General features: G+C 39.3%; 17 protein-coding genes, 1 tRNA gene and 2 pseudogenes. 5 read left to right on the top strand and 15 right to left on the bottom strand.

Annotation, left to right across the window (positions count from 1 at the left end; translation table 11 throughout):
* Positions 1-379 precede the first annotated feature (379 nt).
* A complete protein-coding gene (gene glmM / locus ABD909_RS01930) occupies positions 380-1,753 on the top strand; it encodes a phosphoglucosamine mutase (protein ID WP_345096278.1) in 1,374 nt (457 codons plus the stop codon).
* A 261-nt stretch (positions 1,754-2,014) separates the two neighbouring features.
* Here the strand turns inward: glmM and ABD909_RS01925 are convergent, their stop codons facing one another.
* The 4 genes from ABD909_RS01925 to ABD909_RS01910 form a co-directional block, all read right to left on the bottom strand.
* The gene (locus tag ABD909_RS01925) at positions 2,015-2,389 is read right to left on the bottom strand and encodes a hypothetical protein (protein ID WP_345096277.1); all 375 of its coding nucleotides are present in this window, start codon (positions 2,387-2,389) and stop codon (positions 2,015-2,017) included.
* A gap of 721 nt (positions 2,390-3,110) precedes the next feature.
* Positions 3,111-3,263, bottom strand: a complete 153-nt coding sequence (locus tag ABD909_RS01920) for a hypothetical protein (RefSeq protein ID WP_345096276.1) — start codon at positions 3,261-3,263, stop codon at positions 3,111-3,113.
* Between the two features lie 133 nt (positions 3,264-3,396).
* Positions 3,397-3,840 carry a hypothetical protein gene (locus tag ABD909_RS01915; RefSeq protein WP_345096275.1) on the bottom strand — a complete coding sequence of 148 codons (444 nt, stop codon included), beginning with the start codon at positions 3,838-3,840 and terminating at the stop codon, positions 3,397-3,399.
* Between the two features lie 3 nt (positions 3,841-3,843).
* Positions 3,844-4,170, bottom strand: coding sequence for an ElaB/YgaM/YqjD family protein (locus ABD909_RS01910; RefSeq protein WP_345096274.1), 327 nt, complete (start codon positions 4,168-4,170; stop codon positions 3,844-3,846).
* 593 nt (positions 4,171-4,763) lie between these two features.
* Between ABD909_RS01910 and ABD909_RS01905 the strand changes: the two genes are divergently transcribed.
* Together ABD909_RS01905 and ABD909_RS01900 are read left to right on the top strand one after the other, a co-directional pair.
* Complete coding sequence (locus ABD909_RS01905; protein ID WP_345096573.1) at positions 4,764-5,660, top strand: MotA/TolQ/ExbB proton channel family protein; 897 nt, start codon at positions 4,764-4,766, stop codon at positions 5,658-5,660.
* Positions 5,657-6,238, top strand: coding sequence for a biopolymer transporter ExbD (locus ABD909_RS01900; protein ID WP_345096273.1), 582 nt, complete (start codon positions 5,657-5,659; stop codon positions 6,236-6,238). The genes ABD909_RS01905 and ABD909_RS01900 overlap by 4 nt, the downstream gene beginning before the upstream one ends.
* A 368-nt stretch (positions 6,239-6,606) precedes the next feature.
* Here ABD909_RS01900 and dut read toward each other — a convergent pair whose 3' ends face one another.
* From dut to ABD909_RS01875, 5 genes and pseudogenes are all read right to left on the bottom strand, one after another.
* The gene (gene dut, locus ABD909_RS01895; protein ID WP_345096272.1) at positions 6,607-7,155 is read right to left on the bottom strand and encodes a dUTP diphosphatase; all 549 of its coding nucleotides are present in this window, start codon (positions 7,153-7,155) and stop codon (positions 6,607-6,609) included.
* A gap of 297 nt (positions 7,156-7,452) precedes the next feature.
* Complete coding sequence (locus tag ABD909_RS01890; RefSeq protein ID WP_345096271.1) at positions 7,453-8,289, bottom strand: VIT1/CCC1 transporter family protein; 837 nt, start codon at positions 8,287-8,289, stop codon at positions 7,453-7,455.
* A 684-nt stretch (positions 8,290-8,973) separates the two neighbouring features.
* A pseudogene (locus ABD909_RS01885) lies at positions 8,974-9,494 on the bottom strand (type II toxin-antitoxin system PemK/MazF family toxin).
* Positions 9,495-9,903: 409 nt separating this feature from the next.
* Positions 9,904-10,473 carry a disulfide bond formation protein B gene (locus ABD909_RS01880; protein ID WP_345096270.1) on the bottom strand — a complete coding sequence of 190 codons (570 nt, stop codon included), beginning with the start codon at positions 10,471-10,473 and terminating at the stop codon, positions 9,904-9,906.
* A 12-nt stretch (positions 10,474-10,485) separates the two neighbouring features.
* On the bottom strand, positions 10,486-11,094 hold the full coding sequence (locus tag ABD909_RS01875; protein WP_345096269.1) for a YqaA family protein: 609 nt from the start codon (positions 11,092-11,094) through the stop codon (positions 10,486-10,488).
* A gap of 222 nt (positions 11,095-11,316) precedes the next feature.
* Here ABD909_RS01875 and ABD909_RS01870 point away from each other — a divergent pair.
* A tRNA-Leu gene (locus tag ABD909_RS01870) sits at positions 11,317-11,401 on the top strand.
* A gap of 1,220 nt (positions 11,402-12,621) precedes the next feature.
* Here the strand turns inward: ABD909_RS01870 and ABD909_RS01865 are convergent.
* The gene (locus ABD909_RS01865; protein ID WP_345096268.1) at positions 12,622-13,500 is read right to left on the bottom strand and encodes an outer membrane protein; all 879 of its coding nucleotides are present in this window, start codon (positions 13,498-13,500) and stop codon (positions 12,622-12,624) included.
* A 480-nt stretch (positions 13,501-13,980) separates the two neighbouring features.
* On the opposite strand from ABD909_RS01865, the gene ABD909_RS01860 reads away from it, so the two are divergent.
* On the top strand, positions 13,981-14,181 hold the full coding sequence (locus tag ABD909_RS01860) for a DUF4102 domain-containing protein (RefSeq protein ID WP_425547932.1): 201 nt from the start codon (positions 13,981-13,983) through the stop codon (positions 14,179-14,181).
* A gap of 218 nt (positions 14,182-14,399) precedes the next feature.
* On the opposite strand, the gene ABD909_RS01855 is transcribed toward ABD909_RS01860, so the two are convergent.
* The 5 genes and pseudogenes from ABD909_RS01855 to ABD909_RS01835 form a co-directional block, all read right to left on the bottom strand.
* Positions 14,400-14,681, bottom strand: coding sequence for a hypothetical protein (locus ABD909_RS01855; protein ID WP_345096267.1), 282 nt, complete (start codon positions 14,679-14,681; stop codon positions 14,400-14,402).
* Positions 14,682-14,871: 190 nt separating this feature from the next.
* Positions 14,872-15,090: a hypothetical protein gene (locus ABD909_RS01850; RefSeq protein ID WP_345096266.1), complete on the bottom strand. Its 219-nt coding sequence runs from the start codon at positions 15,088-15,090 to the stop codon at positions 14,872-14,874.
* A 131-nt stretch (positions 15,091-15,221) separates the two neighbouring features.
* Positions 15,222-15,449: a hypothetical protein gene (locus ABD909_RS01845; protein WP_345096265.1), complete on the bottom strand. Its 228-nt coding sequence runs from the start codon at positions 15,447-15,449 to the stop codon at positions 15,222-15,224.
* A complete protein-coding gene (locus ABD909_RS01840; protein WP_345096264.1) occupies positions 15,446-16,108 on the bottom strand; it encodes a lysozyme in 663 nt (220 codons plus the stop codon). Before ABD909_RS01840 ends, ABD909_RS01845 begins: the two co-directional genes overlap by 4 nt.
* Positions 16,109-16,428: 320 nt before the next feature.
* Positions 16,429-16,535 (bottom strand): annotated as a pseudogene (locus ABD909_RS01835) (YopJ/AvrA family T3SS effector serine/threonine acetyltransferase); the annotation flags it as partial.

Here is a 16,535-nt window from a genome sequence, read left to right as displayed (position 1 = left end):
GAAAAAAATGAGGGCTAGTGCGTTGGTGATGATGTGCTTACTGTGTGTGGAGAGGTTTGGTGCGTATGCCCTTGTGGTGTGAAAGCAGAGCCTTGAGCGTTGTTGTTTGGTTTTATTGAAAGTGGGGGAGGGGATGTGTAAAGTCTGTGAAGATAATATTGCTGGATAGGCAGAATGGAGGATTAAGTGATGGAGTGGGTGTGCCTTATGACTAGAAACAGAAATTTGTTCTAGAGGATAGATTTTGGGTAGAGATATTTTTTTTGAAAATTTCAAAAAGAAGGACGGGTAAGCCACCTTATCACATGGGGGACTTGCAGTTTTATGGATTCTGCTTTGAGCGGACAGCAAGAGAAAAACCGTATATAAAGGAAAAGGTATGGTACAAAAATATTTTGGTACAGATGGCATTCGGGGGAAAGCCAATGCTTTTCCCATGACACCAGATTTTGCTATGAAAGTGGGGATGGCTGTAGGGGTTTTGTTTCGTTCACAACGCCAATCACGCCGTGTGGTGATTGGTAAGGACACCCGGTTATCTGGCTATATGTTGGAAAATGCTTTGGTTTCAGGATTTACAGCTGCTGGCATGGAGGCTTTTTTGTTGGGACCTGTGCCAACACCGGCGGTGGCGATGCTTTGTCGTTCTCTGCGCGCGGATCTTGGGGTGATGATTTCTGCTTCTCACAATCCTTTCTATGATAATGGCATTAAACTTTTTGGTCCTGATGGTTTTAAGCTTTCCGATGATGTGGAAGCAAAAATTGAACAATTGATCGATACCGATCTTGCGAAATCTTTAGCCAGTGCTGCTGAAATTGGTTATGCAAAACGGGTTGAGGGCGATATTTATCGTTATATCGAATATGCTAAACGAACCTTGCCACGGGATGTTCGTTTGGATGCTTTGCGCATCGTTGTCGATTGTGCCAATGGTGCTGCTTATAAAGCCGCGCCACGCGCTCTATGGGAATTGGGCGCTGAGGTGTTTGCCATTCATGATACACCAAATGGTACCAATATTAATCAAAAATGTGGATCAACTGATTTGGCTTCCTTAAAACAAAAAGTACATGAAGTGCGCGCTGATGTGGGAATTGCCCTTGATGGGGATGGCGATCGTGTTCTTTTGGTGGATGAAAAAGCACAAACCATTGATGGCGATCAGTTGATCGCGGTCATTGCTGAAAATTGGCATAAAAGAGGATGTTTGCAATGTAACGGAGTGGTCACAACCATTATGTCAAATCTTGGGTTGGAACGCTTTTTGAAGAGCAAAAGTTTGGATCTTGTGCGGACAAATGTGGGAGATCGCTATGTGGTCGAGGCTATGCGTCAAAAAGGATATAATGTTGGTGGTGAGGCTTCTGGGCATATTATCTTGAGTGATTTTGGTACAACCGGTGATGGATTGGTGGCTGCTTTGCAGGTCTTGGCTTGTATGCAGGAAAGTCAAAGCCCTATGAGTCAATTGTGTAAGCGGTTTGAACCTGTGCCACAAATTTTTAAAAATATAACCGTTAAAAACAAAAATGTGCTGAAAAAGAATCCCGTCAAAATGGTCATAGATCAAGCAACACAGCGTTTGGGAAAAGATACACGATTGGTGATCCGTGCTTCTGGAACCGAGCCGGTTATTCGCATTATGGCAGAAGGTGATGCACGAGAAATTTTGGATACTGCAGTGCAGGAGATAAGTGAAGTTATCACGCATCATGACGCGCCTGGGGATGCCGGTTGCGAGGAAATGTGAAGCATTAGAATTGTTTTCGTGCTCTTTATGATGATGTATCGACAAATTCAAAGAAAAATCATTTTTAACAGTGCCTTGAGGAGTCTCACATCATTATAAATCTGCGTAAAAAGCAAGAAAGAAAACACAATGCCTCTCTAGACAGTATAACCTCTCTGCGAGCGTACAATATCTCGTTATAGAAGATCAAACTTGATCCCCTCTTGTGAATTCATGAGAAAGAGTTCTTAATACACTTTGAGAGGCATTTTAACCGTTCGTTTAAAAACTTGTTAAATATCGCTGCCATTTTTCAAAAGTGCTATATCTCACGGGTGGTCTTACATTTTCTTGGGGCATCATTTCACGATATACATCCTTTGCAGTAGCACATAGTAAAGTTGTGTTTCTAAAACGAGTGAGCTCATTTTCTATTATCATTTGCTCTGTACGAATAGTTTGTTCTTTTCTGCTAATGCCATTTGGAGAATCTAGGAATTGTTCTGCATACTCAAACATTGGATCATTAAAGTGTGTTTCAAATTTTGCCTTGAAGAAAAGGTTTTCTATATAATCCCAATTATTGTAGTATTTCATCCCGTGAGATTTAAAATCTTTAAGTCTTGTTTGTAAGTCGTTAAAGGTAAGTGTGGGCATAGTTTTGTCACTTTGTCATAAATCAGCAAAGCTTCCACAAAAAACAAGCACGATGTGATAATGTTTTAAAATATTAAACTCTGGAGGATTGCTTGGCAATGTTATTAAATACCTCCAAAATGGACTCTCGTCGTGGGGGGATGCCTACAGTACTTCCCATGAACGACTTTATATATTCTATCGATTCTTTTGCTTTTGCTAATTTCTGCTGGTATTTTTGAGTTTGATAATTTTTACGCACATATTCTTCGTAAAGCTTATCGTACTGTTCTAAATTCTCTACGCGCGTATATCTTGATAATGTGGATATCGAAAAAAAGCTATCAATATTACATCAAGCGTTATGGATAATAATTTCTTCATTTGAACCTTCATTATGATAATAGGGCTCTCTAACCGATTCTCTTGGATTGTATCAATATGTATTATTCTGCTTTGATAAAGTGTCGTAAATCGCATTTAAGTTCCCCTCTGTGCTGAGGGCATATTGTATTGCAAAAAGGGGCTGATACGGTTAGAAATCTTCGCGTTTGCGGGTTTTTTTATGCTCTGCAGGGAGGATTTTATAACATCTGACAAAGATACAAAGCAAGCTCCGATAAAAAGACAAATTCTACCAACGAATGGGTCAAAAGTGGGTAAAAGCTGTTTCTGATAAAAGAATCTGCTCCTTAAAGGAGGAAGCTATTGAAGTAGCCGGGCGAGTAGGCAGTCAATATAGTCATGAGAGGGACTCTTCTTGGACAAGGCAGGGAATGAATTGTTTTGCTGCTTCTTTCGCATTGGCTTTGCCAAGCTGTTGTCTTTGCAAGTGATCGGGAAGGGGAATAATGAAAATGATAGAATGTGTGAAAAGTGCGCCCCTTTGCTTCATGAAAACAAGACAAATTAAGATTGTTCCAAAACACATCTAGAATACAGAAGGAAAACAACAAAACAAAAGGTGTTTTCTTTCCTTGAAGAGAGAAAACACCGCGCGGAGGGTTAGAGATGCACAATTGCATATCTTAATCTGAAAGGTGGTCTTTTTTATCTTTTTTCCACAAAAAATAGCTTACAAGTCCAAGAACTGGAATGCTCAATTTGGCAAAAGGAAGACGTTTGCTTAAAAACACAAGACTGGAAACTGTGGCATCGGTCATAAGTCTATGGCGCTGCTCTTCTGATTTTTTTTGTTGTTCATAGCTTTGATACGCATTGAGAATGCGGCTCATGAAATATGCTATGCCTGCAAAAAAAAGCCAAAAAATAAACATTACACTGGCTGCAGCAATCGGTTTCATGACAAAACAGAGGGCAATAAAACCAATGATACAGAGAAAAAGCAGCGACATAAATAATGAAATGCCCATAAATCCATAGCAAATTGCTTGAAGGCGAACTTGCTTAACCGTGCTTTTTAAACCACCACCGATAAGATGGTTTAAAAGGGGAGCGATAAATTTATGCATTGTTTAACGACGTAATAATTGTGCAAGAATAAAACCAATACCTGCCGAAAACAAAACGCTTTTGCCAGGATTTTTACGAACGCATTCATTCATGGTTTGTTCAAGTTCACCAATCTTTTCTTTGGCTTGAGACATGATATCTTCGCTGTTTTCTTTGGCGGAATTGTACAATTTTTCTGCTTTGTTTTTGGCAGCACTCAATTTGCTTGCACCAAGATCTGTTAATGTTTCCGTGATTCCTGAAATTTCATTGTGTAACTTGTCTAACTGTCCTTGGAGATTTTTTTCTGACGCTATTTTGTTATCTTTTGGTGTTTTATGATTTGCCATGGTGCTTTTCCCTCTCTTGATTTCATCATTCCTCAGTATTTGTGTGTTCATAGTGATCATTTGCTTTAGAGTAAAAATTTCACTGCTTTGATAACGCCAAAGGCTTTTTTTAGTTCCCTCTCTTTTATGCAATTTAAAAGTATTTTTGAGACAATAAATCTTATTTGGTTATAGGTTATTGGTTTGGTTCGTGAGGAAGATAATGCCAAAACCCTTGTGTAGCGCTATCTTTACGCTTATGAAAAAATAAATCTACACCATGATGATGTTTGAAGCGAAATTATCATGAGACATCAAAATTTAAGGCAGTCTGCATCTTGTTATTTAAGGTGTTTTGCGACATAATCTGTTTTGTCTGATAAAATTTTTGTAAATTTGCTTTGTAAATTTGTAAGGAAAATTTCTTCAAAAATGCCTCTTGAAAGAGAAAGCTTTTGAAATAAAACTATACTTGATTTATCAAGTTTTATTTTTTAAGAAAAATACAGAGTGACGTTAACAGGGACGGGGCGTTGTGGGAAAATGATGCTACGGGGGCTGATGACACAGCTGTAAGACAAAAAAGTGAAAACCACGACCTGTGTGAGACAAAAATGGAATCTGAGACCGTACCCTTAGAGACTGCATCTGCTGGATTGGCTGTGCATGATCTTTCCCCCTTTGCTATGTTTATGGCGGCTGATTTTGTCGTGAAAGCCGTGATTGTTTTGTTGTTGCTTGCTTCCCTTGTTTCTTGGACTATTGCTTTTGTTAAAATTATCGAAATTACTCTTGCAAAACGAAGGGTGCGCTACGAACTTCAATTAATTCTTAAGGCTCAGACCCTTACACGTTTGGCTGCTAGTTTGAAACAAAGCAAAGGAGCTGGTGTGGTTTTTCTGAAGGAAGTTCTCAAAGAGGTCTATCTGTCTACACAACAGGTTTATTTTGGCGGTAGTGAAGGAGTTGGTGGAAGCGCTTATGAAAGAACAAGTGCAAGGCTGGAAATACAACAGGGAGGAAAGGGGGCACACAGCGTTGCGGATGAATTTCCCTTCTTTTATGAAGAAATCAATGACGATGGTGAGGTTGCACGTGATATTCGCGATATGAATGAAGGTGTAAAAGAGCGCGTTCATTCGCTGTTGTCACGCTGTTTGCTGGCTGCTGTGCGCCGTGTTGCCTATGGAAGCGCTGTTCTTGCGACCATTGGCGCTATTGCTCCCTTTGTGGGGCTATTTGCCACCGTTTGGGGAATCATGAATTCTTTTATCGGTATTGCTCAGTCCCAAACTACGAGGCTTGATGTGGTGGCACCTGGAATTGCCGAAGCTTTGCTGGCAACAGCTATCGGGCTTTTTGTGGCGATTCCCGCTGTGGTGATGTATAATAGCTTGATGCGTGCTTTGAGTGGTTATCGCAATGATTTGGGCGATATTGCCGCTGCACTTGAAAGACTCTTAAGCCGTGAACTCGATAAACAGAGACAACAGAAAAGTCATAAAAAATGAAAGCAGGTTTGAATGATGATTTTGATCTCGATAAAAGTGGATTGCACAGCGAGATCAATGTGACTCCTTTTATTGATGTGGTTTTGGTGTTGCTTATTGTTTTTATGGTTGCTGCACCTTTGGCAACATCGGTTATCCCTGTGCAACTTCCTGCTATAACCCAAGCGCCTCTCACGCCTCAACCTGACGAGCCCCTTTATGTCACTCTGCAAAAAGATCATGCGCTTTATGTCGGCGATCAGCTTGTAAGCCAAACAACTTTTGTGGAATCTCTGCTCAAGGAAACAAAGCAAAATCGAGAAATAAAAATTTTGCTCAAAGCCGATAGCGAAATCGATTATGGCTCTGTGGTGGATTTGCTCAATCAAATCCGAGCAGCCGGCTATAGCAAAGTTGGCCTGATGGGATTGCAAAAATCTGTTCATGTTGCTGCAAAAGGTACGACAAGTCATAATACAGGAGAGAAAGCTACCCGAATGCCTGTTACGGATGGTGGGATGACAACAAATGATGTGGTAAACACCAAGAGTGCTGTCATGGAAACGGTTGCTCCCATAGAATCAAAAGCCCTAGAGTAAAGATACTGGTTATAAAGAGTTTTGTTTCTGTTTATATGGAAATTGGAAAAGTCAAACGACCCTGTGTTTTGCTCATCCCATTGCGCAAAGTTTTCTCTAAACAACCAGCACGATAACCGGCTTAGTGCTGTGCTGTTTTATGGATCATGCCTTTCTCGCAATTTATGCAGCTTATGCAGCGAATTTTGTTTTTATGTTTTTCTTATCACGGTTTAGTGTTTTAGGCGCTAGCATGTGATGATGTGTGGCTTAAATGTTGGTGCATGGATGCATTGTGCTTTTAGATCTTGCGTAAAAAGTAAACTCCGTTGGAATCAATCTCTGTCACTTTTGTGAAAAAATGTCCTTTTTCTCTCGCAATATGCGGTTTAGTCGTGACCTGTGGAACCAAAACCACCGGTGCCGCGCTCTCCCGCGTTGCTTGTGCTCTCTTTGTGATCTGGTTCGATGGCACAGACATTTACTTGCACAACCGGTGCGATGACCGTTTGGGCAATGCGCATGCCGCGTTCAATGGAGAAGTCTTCTTGACCACAATTGATAAGCAGAACTTTCACTTCACCACGGTAATCACTATCAATGGTGCCTGGCGCATTTAAACATGTAATGCCGTGTTTTAAGGCTAAACCTGAGCGTGGACGTATTTGTGCTTCAAACCCAGGCGAAAGGTGAAAAATAAGACCCGTGGGAATAAGGGTACGTTGCCCAGGTGCAAGGACAACCGTTTCTTCTTCAGCAAGTGCGGCGCGTAGATCAAGACCAGCAGAACCAGTTGTGGCATAGTGTGGGAGTTCTAAGCCTTGTCCGTGTGCAAGGATCTCAACAGATAAAGTCACCGGTTGTGAGGTTCCAGAAAAGGCAGAGGAGGGAGAATTCCCTTGGTTGTTAAAAGGCGCATTGGTTGGGCTGTGGGGCATGGTAAATATATTTCCAAACTATGAAGAAAGATCAAGAATATAGATGACTTTAGCAAATGTTGTCCGTAACACAAGTCAATACACATCTATGGAGAGAGGTTGTCCCCAAAAGCGATTCTTTTTATACCAATTTATTGAATATTGAGTTCAGAGAATGCAGCAGATTTATAGCAAAAATGAAAATCTTTCCTCTGCGTTTTTGTCAAAAGAGCAGGGTAAGCTGTTTTAAAGCGCAATAATAAAAAAATTAACGATGAGAAGTTTGTTTGTTGCATGCTAGTTGTTTCAGTACTGCTTTTAAATATTGCCGATAAGAATGCCCGTGGCAAAAACGAGAGCACCACCAATGATAACTTGCAAAGATGCTCGCCAAAAAGGAGTTGACATGAATTTATTTTGAATCCACACAATGGCCCATAGCTCGAAAAAAACAATAATAAAGGCGATCACCGTTGCGACATAAAAAGAGTTGATTAAATAGGGAAGTGCGTGTCCTAATCCCCCTATTGTTGTCATAATGCCGCTGGCAAGACCCCTTTTAAAGGGAGAACCACGACCCGATAATTTCCCATCATCATGGGCTGCTTCTGTAAAACCCATTGATAGTCCCGCTCCTACGGAAGCTGAGAGCCCTATCAGAAAGGTTTGATGCGTGTCACCGGTTGCAAAAGCTGCGGCAAAAATGGGGGCAAGGGTGGAAACAGAGCCATCCATTAAGCCGGCAAGACCAGGTTGAATCCACGTTAAAAGCAGCTGTCTGTGCGTTTTCGAGGGCTTTTTCGTGGTTTGATTTGTTGTTTTGCTTCGCGAATTGCTCTGTGGTCGAGAACTGATATAAAACTTTTTGCTTGTTATACTTGTTGCAAGAGTAGGATGCGTACAGGCTGAATCTATCATTCCTCCACGATTGCTACAGGAAAGACACAAAAGCTGCTTATAATTTTCAAGCTCTCGTATGCCCATTGCTGTAAAAATTGCGGCTTGCTTGGAAGAATAAGGCGCTAAAGCTTTAGCATATTTTAAATAAAGAGTGGCATGGCGTTTTTTTGCTTTGAGCGCTCGAATAGCCATTGTTTGTGCTGAACGAAAGGACAGAGCTTTGCGTTGTACAAATGAAAAAAACGATCTCAACATTTTCTGTTCCTTTGCACTTTAGAATAGTTCTAAAGATATAAGAGAAAAAAAGTGAATGTCAATCTAAAATTAAAAAATTGTAAAAAGACAGTGAGACGTAAAGAACAACGCTGATGGGAAAAGGTTGCAGTGTCAAGAAAGTAAAATCTGTTTAGATGATAAAGACAAAATAAGCTGGCAAGAAAAACGTGACTGTGTGAGGCAATGAAAACACACGGCCAAAAAGGGAAATACTGGGAATTTTGCCAAGGAATGGTGCTAGGGAATTGTGGCACTGATGAAGAGGGAAATGAAAGGGGATGGGGGAGATGTGGCGTTGGCTATCGGGAGCTGTGGTGGTGCGTGAGGCTGGTGTGATGGTATGAGGTGTGCTGTGGGAAGTTTTGTTGGTGCTCGTGTTGAGGGGATGATGAAGGGGATGCGCTTAACAGCAGAGAGGTTGTTTTACGCATTCAATTTAAAGATGCTTTTAAACAGAAAATATACAAGGTGAGAAGCAATCACACGTAAGTATGAAGATATTTCAAGAAATATCCAAAAGATGTTTTTTAATCAAAGGGAGCTGTTAAATAACGAAAGGAGTGGGCATCCACTCCTTTCGTTCCTATCTCCCCTTGCGGGGAAGTGGCCACTATTACTGGTGCTGTATATGCCTCTCTATATACGCTTATTTTTTTAATTAAGTCAGTGGTGAAAACGGGACAAATATTTTATGCATAAGAGCAACAATTTAATGAAATTCTTGCTTCGATAGTCTTGGAACACTATGGGAACAACTGAGACGACTTACCGAAACGGTTGTGATATCATTGCAGATAATCTATGCCTTTTTATTTTCTATCGGAGATTATAGGGTATAAGCTGCTCGATTATTCGATTGGAATTTTGTTGAAAATGGTAAAACCGTAACATTTCCATAGAGTTTCGCATTTTTAGAGAGCACTAAAATAGGACGTTTTTTCCAAAATTCAGGTAAGATGGAATCATGAGGGAAATCGCACCAAAAAACCTGTCTGATGCGGGGAGCCGATTTGATGCGAGGTTTGATATGAGGGGGGATGAGGAGCATTTATATCTCCTAATTTCCCGTGTTCCCGCCATGCACTATGATTATGTTCCATCATAATATGCGGTGCTTTAAGGTGAAAGATATTTACAGGAGTAAGCGAGGGAGTGGGAGGCGTTGTGTTTTTATCCTCAGGCATGGTTGACCATTCAATATTTATTGGTCCCCTCACCATTATCCGATAGATTTTCCACTGCCGCCTTCTATCAAAATATTGCCTATAAGTACAGAGAAGCAAAACATAAAATATAGCTATTCATTGTGTTTGTTGTTTCTCTCGCCAAAGGAGGGAAACATTGATAACAACATGAAAGCTGCAAATGGGTCATCAAAGAAAGCATAGGGATATTTTACAATAAACAGAAGGCTGTTTCATTTATTGAAAAGTGGGGCGTTGAAAAGTAGAGAGAAGCTTGGAAGAGGAGACAATGTTCGTGAACGTGCTTAAAAGGGCAATCTTTATACTCTTTGGGGTTTTAACGCAAGAGGGGGGCTATGCACTATGGGATATTTTAAGAAAAACCATGCGCTATGGAGGGTGAGTGATTTTATGTCTTATAGTTTGAAAGCAGCCCTTTTGAAGCAATGTACAAACTGGTAAGCATGTAAAAGAAACTGCTAACGACATTCCAACCAGCAAATGAAAGAAAAAGAAAGCGAAAACTGGCTTCAGAGCAAGCGGGAGGGTGGATGTTGTTTAATTGGTTAAAGAGCTGGTTGACATCTGTGGTTCTGCTTATTGCACTTAAACCACAGCTGGGAGGCGCTGGCCAAAAGCCATATTCAACACCTGTATGGTAAACTGCTAAAACGAGACTGATTGACATGAAAATAAAAACACAAAAAAATAACAGTTGTATCCAAGAAGACATACGGAAAAACCATGCCCCAACCCCTGCTAAAAGCAAAAAGGGTAATGCACCATAATAGGGTAAACGTTCAATCAGGCATAAATCACACGGAAGATAGCCACCAATATATTCAAAAGCAAGTGCCAGGCCTATCGTACTCGATAGGCAAAAAGCCAGAAAAAAAGCCCATAAACTTTGTTCTTTCCTACTTGGCTCACAACGAATGTGTTTGTGCAAAATGTGCTGAGAAGACAAAGTGTTTACCATTGCGGCTGTTCCTTAAAATAAGAGGTGTTTTTTTACAAACATGATAAAAATTCCATAAATAAGTAGAAGACTTAAAAAACCAATCAAGACAATCCATTTGAAATGCCGGTAAAGAAAATCCATAGCTTGTTTTCCAAAACGCTGAATCAGCCATGCGAGAAGATAAAAGCGCGCACCACGCGCAAAAAAACAGGTGACAATAAAAAGCCCAAGATTGATACCCATGACCCCTGCTAAAATGGTGATAATCTTGATGGGGGGAAGGTGTAAAAAACCTGAAGTGATTAATAAAATAACCAAAAATTGTAATGTTGCAGTGTTTTTAAGCGCTTCAAAACTTTCAACTTTACCGTAGAATTCTAAAATCGGTTTGGCAAGAATGTCATAGGCAAAGTGACCAATAAACCAACCGGCAATACCTCCTAAAACAGAACCAAACATTGCAATAAAAGCATAACGATAAACCCGCTTGGGATGGACAAGCCCCATGGGTATATATAAAATATCTACTGGAATTGGAAAAACAGAACTTTCAATAAAGGCAATAAATCCAAGCCAATAGGGCGCTGTACGCCGATTCGCTAAAGAAATGGTCCAAAGCTTTAATCTGTTCAATATCATGAGGGCTTTCATAAATCTAATCAGTAAAGACTTTACAAATTGTCTGCTCTAAATCCAATCAAACAAATAATCAAAATCTTCTAGAGAAGAAAACTCTATACAATGAATCAGCTCAAAATCATATAGATTCTTAAAAAACAAAAAATCTGTTGTTGACGAATCTGTCCTTCTTCATATAGTGCAGTAAAGTAATTAGGTAGTTCTATCCCTTATTTATAATGTGCGGGTGTGGTGGAACTGGTAGACGCGCCAGACTCAAAATCTGGTTCCGAGAGGAGTGTCGGTTCGAGTCCGACCACCCGCACCACTTTTCGATTTTCTACAATATTCCTTTTCTATAAGATTATTTGATTTTGGTATTGTAATTACTCATCTTTCATTTACAACGCATTGTTTTCTCTATACAATTTTCATATCTGAAGCCCTCCTTAAAAGCGCAATGCAAAAGGTGGTTTAAAAAGTAATGAGGAAAACAAGAATCCGTGATAGATGATCCGCATTATCTGTCAAAAAACTTGCCTAAAGATAAATAGGCCGATGGGGCTTTTTTTATGGCTTTTCAAAACTGTACCACTTTTAATTCTTTCCTCTCTATTGCTTTTCAATCCGTGAGGACAGCACAGCGATATTAAAACAATGCCTTGTTAGTTCATGCGCTGTTCTTTTGAGAGGTACGCAAATATAGAACTTAACAGCGTTCAAACATCAATGTGATGGGAGCTATCCCCATGGCTTTGAACTCTCCAATTGTTAACAGAAAAAACAACCTTTCTATTTTTGGCGCTGCTTTGAGGAATAAAAGCAAAATTGAATGAACATTGTCAAAACAGAATTTGCTCAAGATTTGCTTTTGAAATGTGGGGAGAGCAAAAATGTTTTTTAAGTTAATTCATATATCGATTTGTAAAGATAATTCATTTTTCGGAAATTGCATGATGGTGAAGTGTCATGGATAAAATTGCTTTCTTTTTGACATTTGGCGAGAAAAATCTGCGCCCTCTATAGCAAGAAAAAGAGCGCAGTGAAATAATTTGCTCCTTCTGCCGCTTTGTGGAGGGGTGCTGCCATTGAGGTAGAGCTGTGCGTGTTGAAAAATTGTGTAAAAACGGTTTTTTAAAGCAATCAGAACGAAAAAAAGAGATTTTGTTATTCTCCTTACGTTTTTATGCTTTTTGCTTAAGCTTATCAAAGGGGAGAGAAGCATAACAACCCTACCATTGGGAAGTGATTAAAACCTCTTCTTGCCAAAGCAGATTTTTTTGATGACAAAAAAATTTATAAAAACAATTTTTCAAAAAAACAATGTGATATTTTTAATAGGCTTATTCTATGGATAGGGGGATAAGGAAATATTGTACTGAAAAATGAAAAGGCTATGGCGCTTATCTTTCCATAAAACTGTGCAAATTTGTCTGTAAATTTTATCCATTGATCTCTTTATACACCTTGAGGGATGGTGTTTAGTAATCAGATAGATAAAAAAACCCGCAGCAAAGCGGGTTTTTTATAACGCAGTTTTGCCATAAATTAGAATTTATAAGCCAAACCAACGCGGAAATTATTCGTTTTATGGTGAATTTCAAGTTTATCCTCACCAAACTTCTTCTTACCAAAATCTGAATAGCGATATTCTGTCCGGAAAATAAGATGATTGGTTACGGCAAAATCAAGACCACCACCAATTGTATAACCAATCATCGTTTTTGCTTCATTCAATACATCGCCAGAAGCAAAGACAAACTGGTCTTCTTGGGACTTTGCTAAAAGCGACATAATATATTGCAGTTGTGCATAGGCAATACCACCTGATATATAGGGCATAACGTGATCAGAAGCAAAACCAAGACGTACACGTGCTGCACCAGCCCATTTCTCTTTCAAGGTAACACTGCTTACAACAATATCACCAATATTGGGGATGGTTTCATCACCAGCACCAGGCTTCTTAATGGGAATATCAGCTTCTTTAAAGACCGCGTTAATAGAATTTAGATCATTGTCATTTGCAATTTCTTCTCCGTCATCGGTTTTTGTATCTTTTTTACGTGCTTTGCCAGACCATATCATATCCGTATCAACACCGATAACAAAGTTTTTTCCTAGCTCAACATTAGAGCCTCCATAAAGACCCAAGACAAATCCTGAAGGTTTAGGTAATAAATCTTTATCAACCCAACCCCATTTACCAGCAGTTGCATCTTCAGAGTAATTTAAAGAGTCTTTACTTGAAAAATTACCAATTTGTCCTCCAAAATAAAGACCCGTCCAAGAAAAATTCCTTGCAGCAATAATCGGTGTAACTCTTGAGTTTGTTTTTTGAGGAGGCATTATAGTATCAGCTGCTTGTACGCTAGAGGTTGCTATCAAAGTCGCAACAAACATTTTAATTAAACATTTTGTATTCATATAAACCCCTTATTTGTTTAAATAGATATTTTATTATACATGTTTTAATCCGAAAATCTATATAAATAGAAAAAATAAAACACTATACAAATTTTATTTCTGCAGATCATGAAAAGTTTTCTCAAGCTTTTTTGTGCGTGGTGTCATGGAGCAAAATAAATGGCTTGCGCTTTTAACGCCTTTTCTTAATATCTTGCTTAAGCTCTTTCTTGCTTTAAAGAATGTTTTTCATCGAATCATGCATAAACGGCGAATTTTTTGAAAACCACTGTTTGAAATGTGCATAGATATTCTCTATCTTTTCTATGAGACAGATAAAATGAAGGATAAGCAAAAATCTACAAAACATTGATTTATAATGATAAATCATCTTTTTCAACTTGAATCATAGCCCTAAATATAGTAAGGTTTTTTCATCACAACCCCTCTCATATTGTATCAATTAATATCACTTGCTTGCATGTCAAAAGTGGGGCTGGTGTGTGGGTAAAAACTATAGAAGAGGGACTAAAACTGGCTTTTCTGAACTATCTTAATGCTAGGGCTGCCGCAACATTGAGGGCTGGAAAATATAACGATGGTGCCGGCTTACTCCTTCATAAGCGTAAAGAGGGGAGTGCTCAATGGCTTTATCGTTATACTATTCATGATCAGGAAAATGCTCTTTGTTTGTCACCATAACATTGAAATGGTAACCTCGATGAAAGGTCATTATTGGCTGAATATGTAAACTTTACGGATTCATTCAATCGCAATATTTCCCCATTGTCTATCCCTTTGGGACAAACTGGAAAACGAGTTTTATCTGTTATAAGTACGTACATAATAACGTGTTACCCCAGCCTCATCATAATAAACAGAGGACATTATATCTATTAGCATTCTTTTATAAGTTAAATTTATAGCTCTGTTTTGCTGTTTGGGGCTTGATCTGTAGAGATCAAGTCATATCCATTCTGTTGCAATAGAGTGATAAATAAAGGTGTAAAGTTGTCTTCTGTGTTACTTTTTTTACAAGTAAGTATCGTTGTGGCTAGCGGTAAAGAAGTTTTGAGATTGCGAACAAAATCGTTGGCAATTAATTTCGCTTCACCATTTGTAAGATTTCGATCAATATAATTCGATGAACGATCACTTATAGAAGCACAGCCAGCTGTCAATAAAAGAGACAACAGTAACAAATTTTAGCATTTCAGAAATCTCCCCTGCCAATCGTTATTTTCTCTTGGGAAGCCCTCACACCAGAAACAAGGGCAACTACTCTACTCATAGCTATATTAAAAACATATTGGCTTTCAATCAAGCGCTCATAAATCAATTTTCAGGCGTTTTAAAAACCACAATTATTGCCAAGTGCAATAAAATTTATTGTTAATGCTTTGAAAACCAATGTTTGAGATGTGCGAAAACATTATCTAGCGCATCCATAAGGCGGGCAAAATCGAGGAGAAGCAAAAAAAGAAAAAAAACTATCCACTTCATCAGACGCGACATCATTTTCACACTTTGATAGGCAATGATCATTTCTTGAAGCATGGCTTTTTCCGTTTCTGTAAGCTCTGTGTGTTCTTCAGTTTTTTTTCTCATCATGTTTCCACCCACATAAACGTTCACCCTGTTTATTATGCTTTAAGATTTCTCTTGCTAAGTTTGAACTGATGACCTGAACATCTCTCTTGTCTAGATAAATGGGGAACCAACCAATGCAAGAAGAAGTATATTTATGGGTCACGCAACCAGTCAGAGAGCTCAGTACGCACATCAGCATCATTTTTCTGATTAACTTCATTTTCCACCTCCAGCCGTGTTATTGCTGTCTTTAGCGTTTTTTCTGTTTGCTTTTGCTGTTCTGCCTTTTTGCCAAAGCTGAAAGCTCTTGCTAAAGCCATAAAAAAAGCGGCAAGAGCCGCACCTGGTAGCAGTAAATTTTTTTTCATCCATAAGATCATAAGCGGTGCTCCTGAAAACGTTTGGCGACAAAGAAAAGACCAGCACTTGCCGCTAAAACCATAATGGTGGCAAGTGCCCATTGTACTGGACCATTGCCTGCTAACAAGCCGCCAAGACCTGAAAAAGAGCCAATAATGGGTGCCAATGCTTCTGCTTTGAAAAGTCCCGTTGGCTCTTTGCTTTCCACGGTTTGGTAGTTTGAGGAAACATAAGCGCCTTTCGCCCACAACCCTGCTTCTGCTGCACGCCGGTGGACAAGACCCTGCAAGCGCTTACCACCGGCTTTGGTCCATTTCTGGAGTTCGGTTGGTATGGCTTCATATTCACCGGCATTGAGTTTTTTTAACAGGGTTGAGTTACAAAAAGCTGTTGTTCCTACATTATAACAAAAGGAAACCAATGCCGCGAATTGTTCATCCGTTAAGGCAACTTGAACCGCTTGTTCCACGGCATCTTCAAATTGTTTTAAATCTTGGCGAAGAAGATCTTCCGCCTGTTGTTCAGTGATTGCCATACCTTTGTGAACAAAGGGTTTTCCGGCACTGTTTGTATGTCCATAACCAATTGTCCATATACCGATGGCGTCTTTATAAGCACTCAAACGCAATCCTTCCCATTGTTTCATGAGTGCTAGTCCGTTTTGTGATATTTTTCGCACAATTTCCTCCATAAAAAAAAGCTTCACACAAGGTGAGGCTGAGTGACATCTTAAAGGTGAATTTTTTCCCGATTGCCAAAAACAAACGAGCAGTGAAATTTTGAGTTGGCTATGTGTCTGTGGATGGTTTGTGGTGGGTGGTTTGCAAAAACATTTAATGTTTTGTTTGCAGAAGGACCTTTTGCACGGTTTGCCGCTTACAAAGCGAAGCATTAGTGAAATTTGCCAACACGATCGATTTACCATTCTTCATAAAGTTAGATCGCATTTGTTATGTATGTTGGTGTTATGTATATTGGCAAAAATATGAGAAAATGATCCTATAATGTAAGGACCGCCTTATATTCAGAAACCCTTTTGCGATGTTGTGAAACAGAGACCGTTTTTTCTTCTGCTGTCACTAAATTCTTCTCAAATCTCTCTAAAA

Source organism: Bartonella acomydis, from assembly GCF_039543025.1.
GTDB lineage: Bacteria > Pseudomonadota > Alphaproteobacteria > Rhizobiales > Rhizobiaceae > Bartonella > Bartonella acomydis.
Note: the sequence above shows the minus strand (reverse complement) of the source record. Positions and strands in the feature narration are given on the sequence as shown.

Coding starts and splice junctions, on each gene's coding strand:
- glmM (WP_345096278.1), top strand. CDS start 380: ATGGTACAAAAATATTTTGGTACAGATGGCATTCGGGGGAAAGCCAAT.
- ABD909_RS01925 (WP_345096277.1), bottom strand. CDS start 2,389: ATGCCCACACTTACCTTTAACGACTTACAAACAAGACTTAAAGATTTT.
- ABD909_RS01920 (WP_345096276.1), bottom strand. CDS start 3,263: ATGAAGCAAAGGGGCGCACTTTTCACACATTCTATCATTTTCATTATT.
- ABD909_RS01915 (WP_345096275.1), bottom strand. CDS start 3,840: ATGCATAAATTTATCGCTCCCCTTTTAAACCATCTTATCGGTGGTGGT.
- ABD909_RS01910 (WP_345096274.1), bottom strand. CDS start 4,170: ATGGCAAATCATAAAACACCAAAAGATAACAAAATAGCGTCAGAAAAA.
- ABD909_RS01905 (WP_345096573.1), top strand. CDS start 4,764: ATGGAATCTGAGACCGTACCCTTAGAGACTGCATCTGCTGGATTGGCT.
- ABD909_RS01900 (WP_345096273.1), top strand. CDS start 5,657: ATGAAAGCAGGTTTGAATGATGATTTTGATCTCGATAAAAGTGGATTG.
- dut (WP_345096272.1), bottom strand. CDS start 7,155: ATGCCCCACAGCCCAACCAATGCGCCTTTTAACAACCAAGGGAATTCT.
- ABD909_RS01890 (WP_345096271.1), bottom strand. CDS start 8,289: ATGTTGAGATCGTTTTTTTCATTTGTACAACGCAAAGCTCTGTCCTTT.
- ABD909_RS01880 (WP_345096270.1), bottom strand. CDS start 10,473: ATGGTAAACACTTTGTCTTCTCAGCACATTTTGCACAAACACATTCGT.
- ABD909_RS01875 (WP_345096269.1), bottom strand. CDS start 11,094: ATGATATTGAACAGATTAAAGCTTTGGACCATTTCTTTAGCGAATCGG.
- ABD909_RS01865 (WP_345096268.1), bottom strand. CDS start 13,500: ATGAATACAAAATGTTTAATTAAAATGTTTGTTGCGACTTTGATAGCA.
- ABD909_RS01850 (WP_345096266.1), bottom strand. CDS start 15,090: ATGATGAGAAAAAAAACTGAAGAACACACAGAGCTTACAGAAACGGAA.
- ABD909_RS01845 (WP_345096265.1), bottom strand. CDS start 15,449: ATGATCTTATGGATGAAAAAAAATTTACTGCTACCAGGTGCGGCTCTT.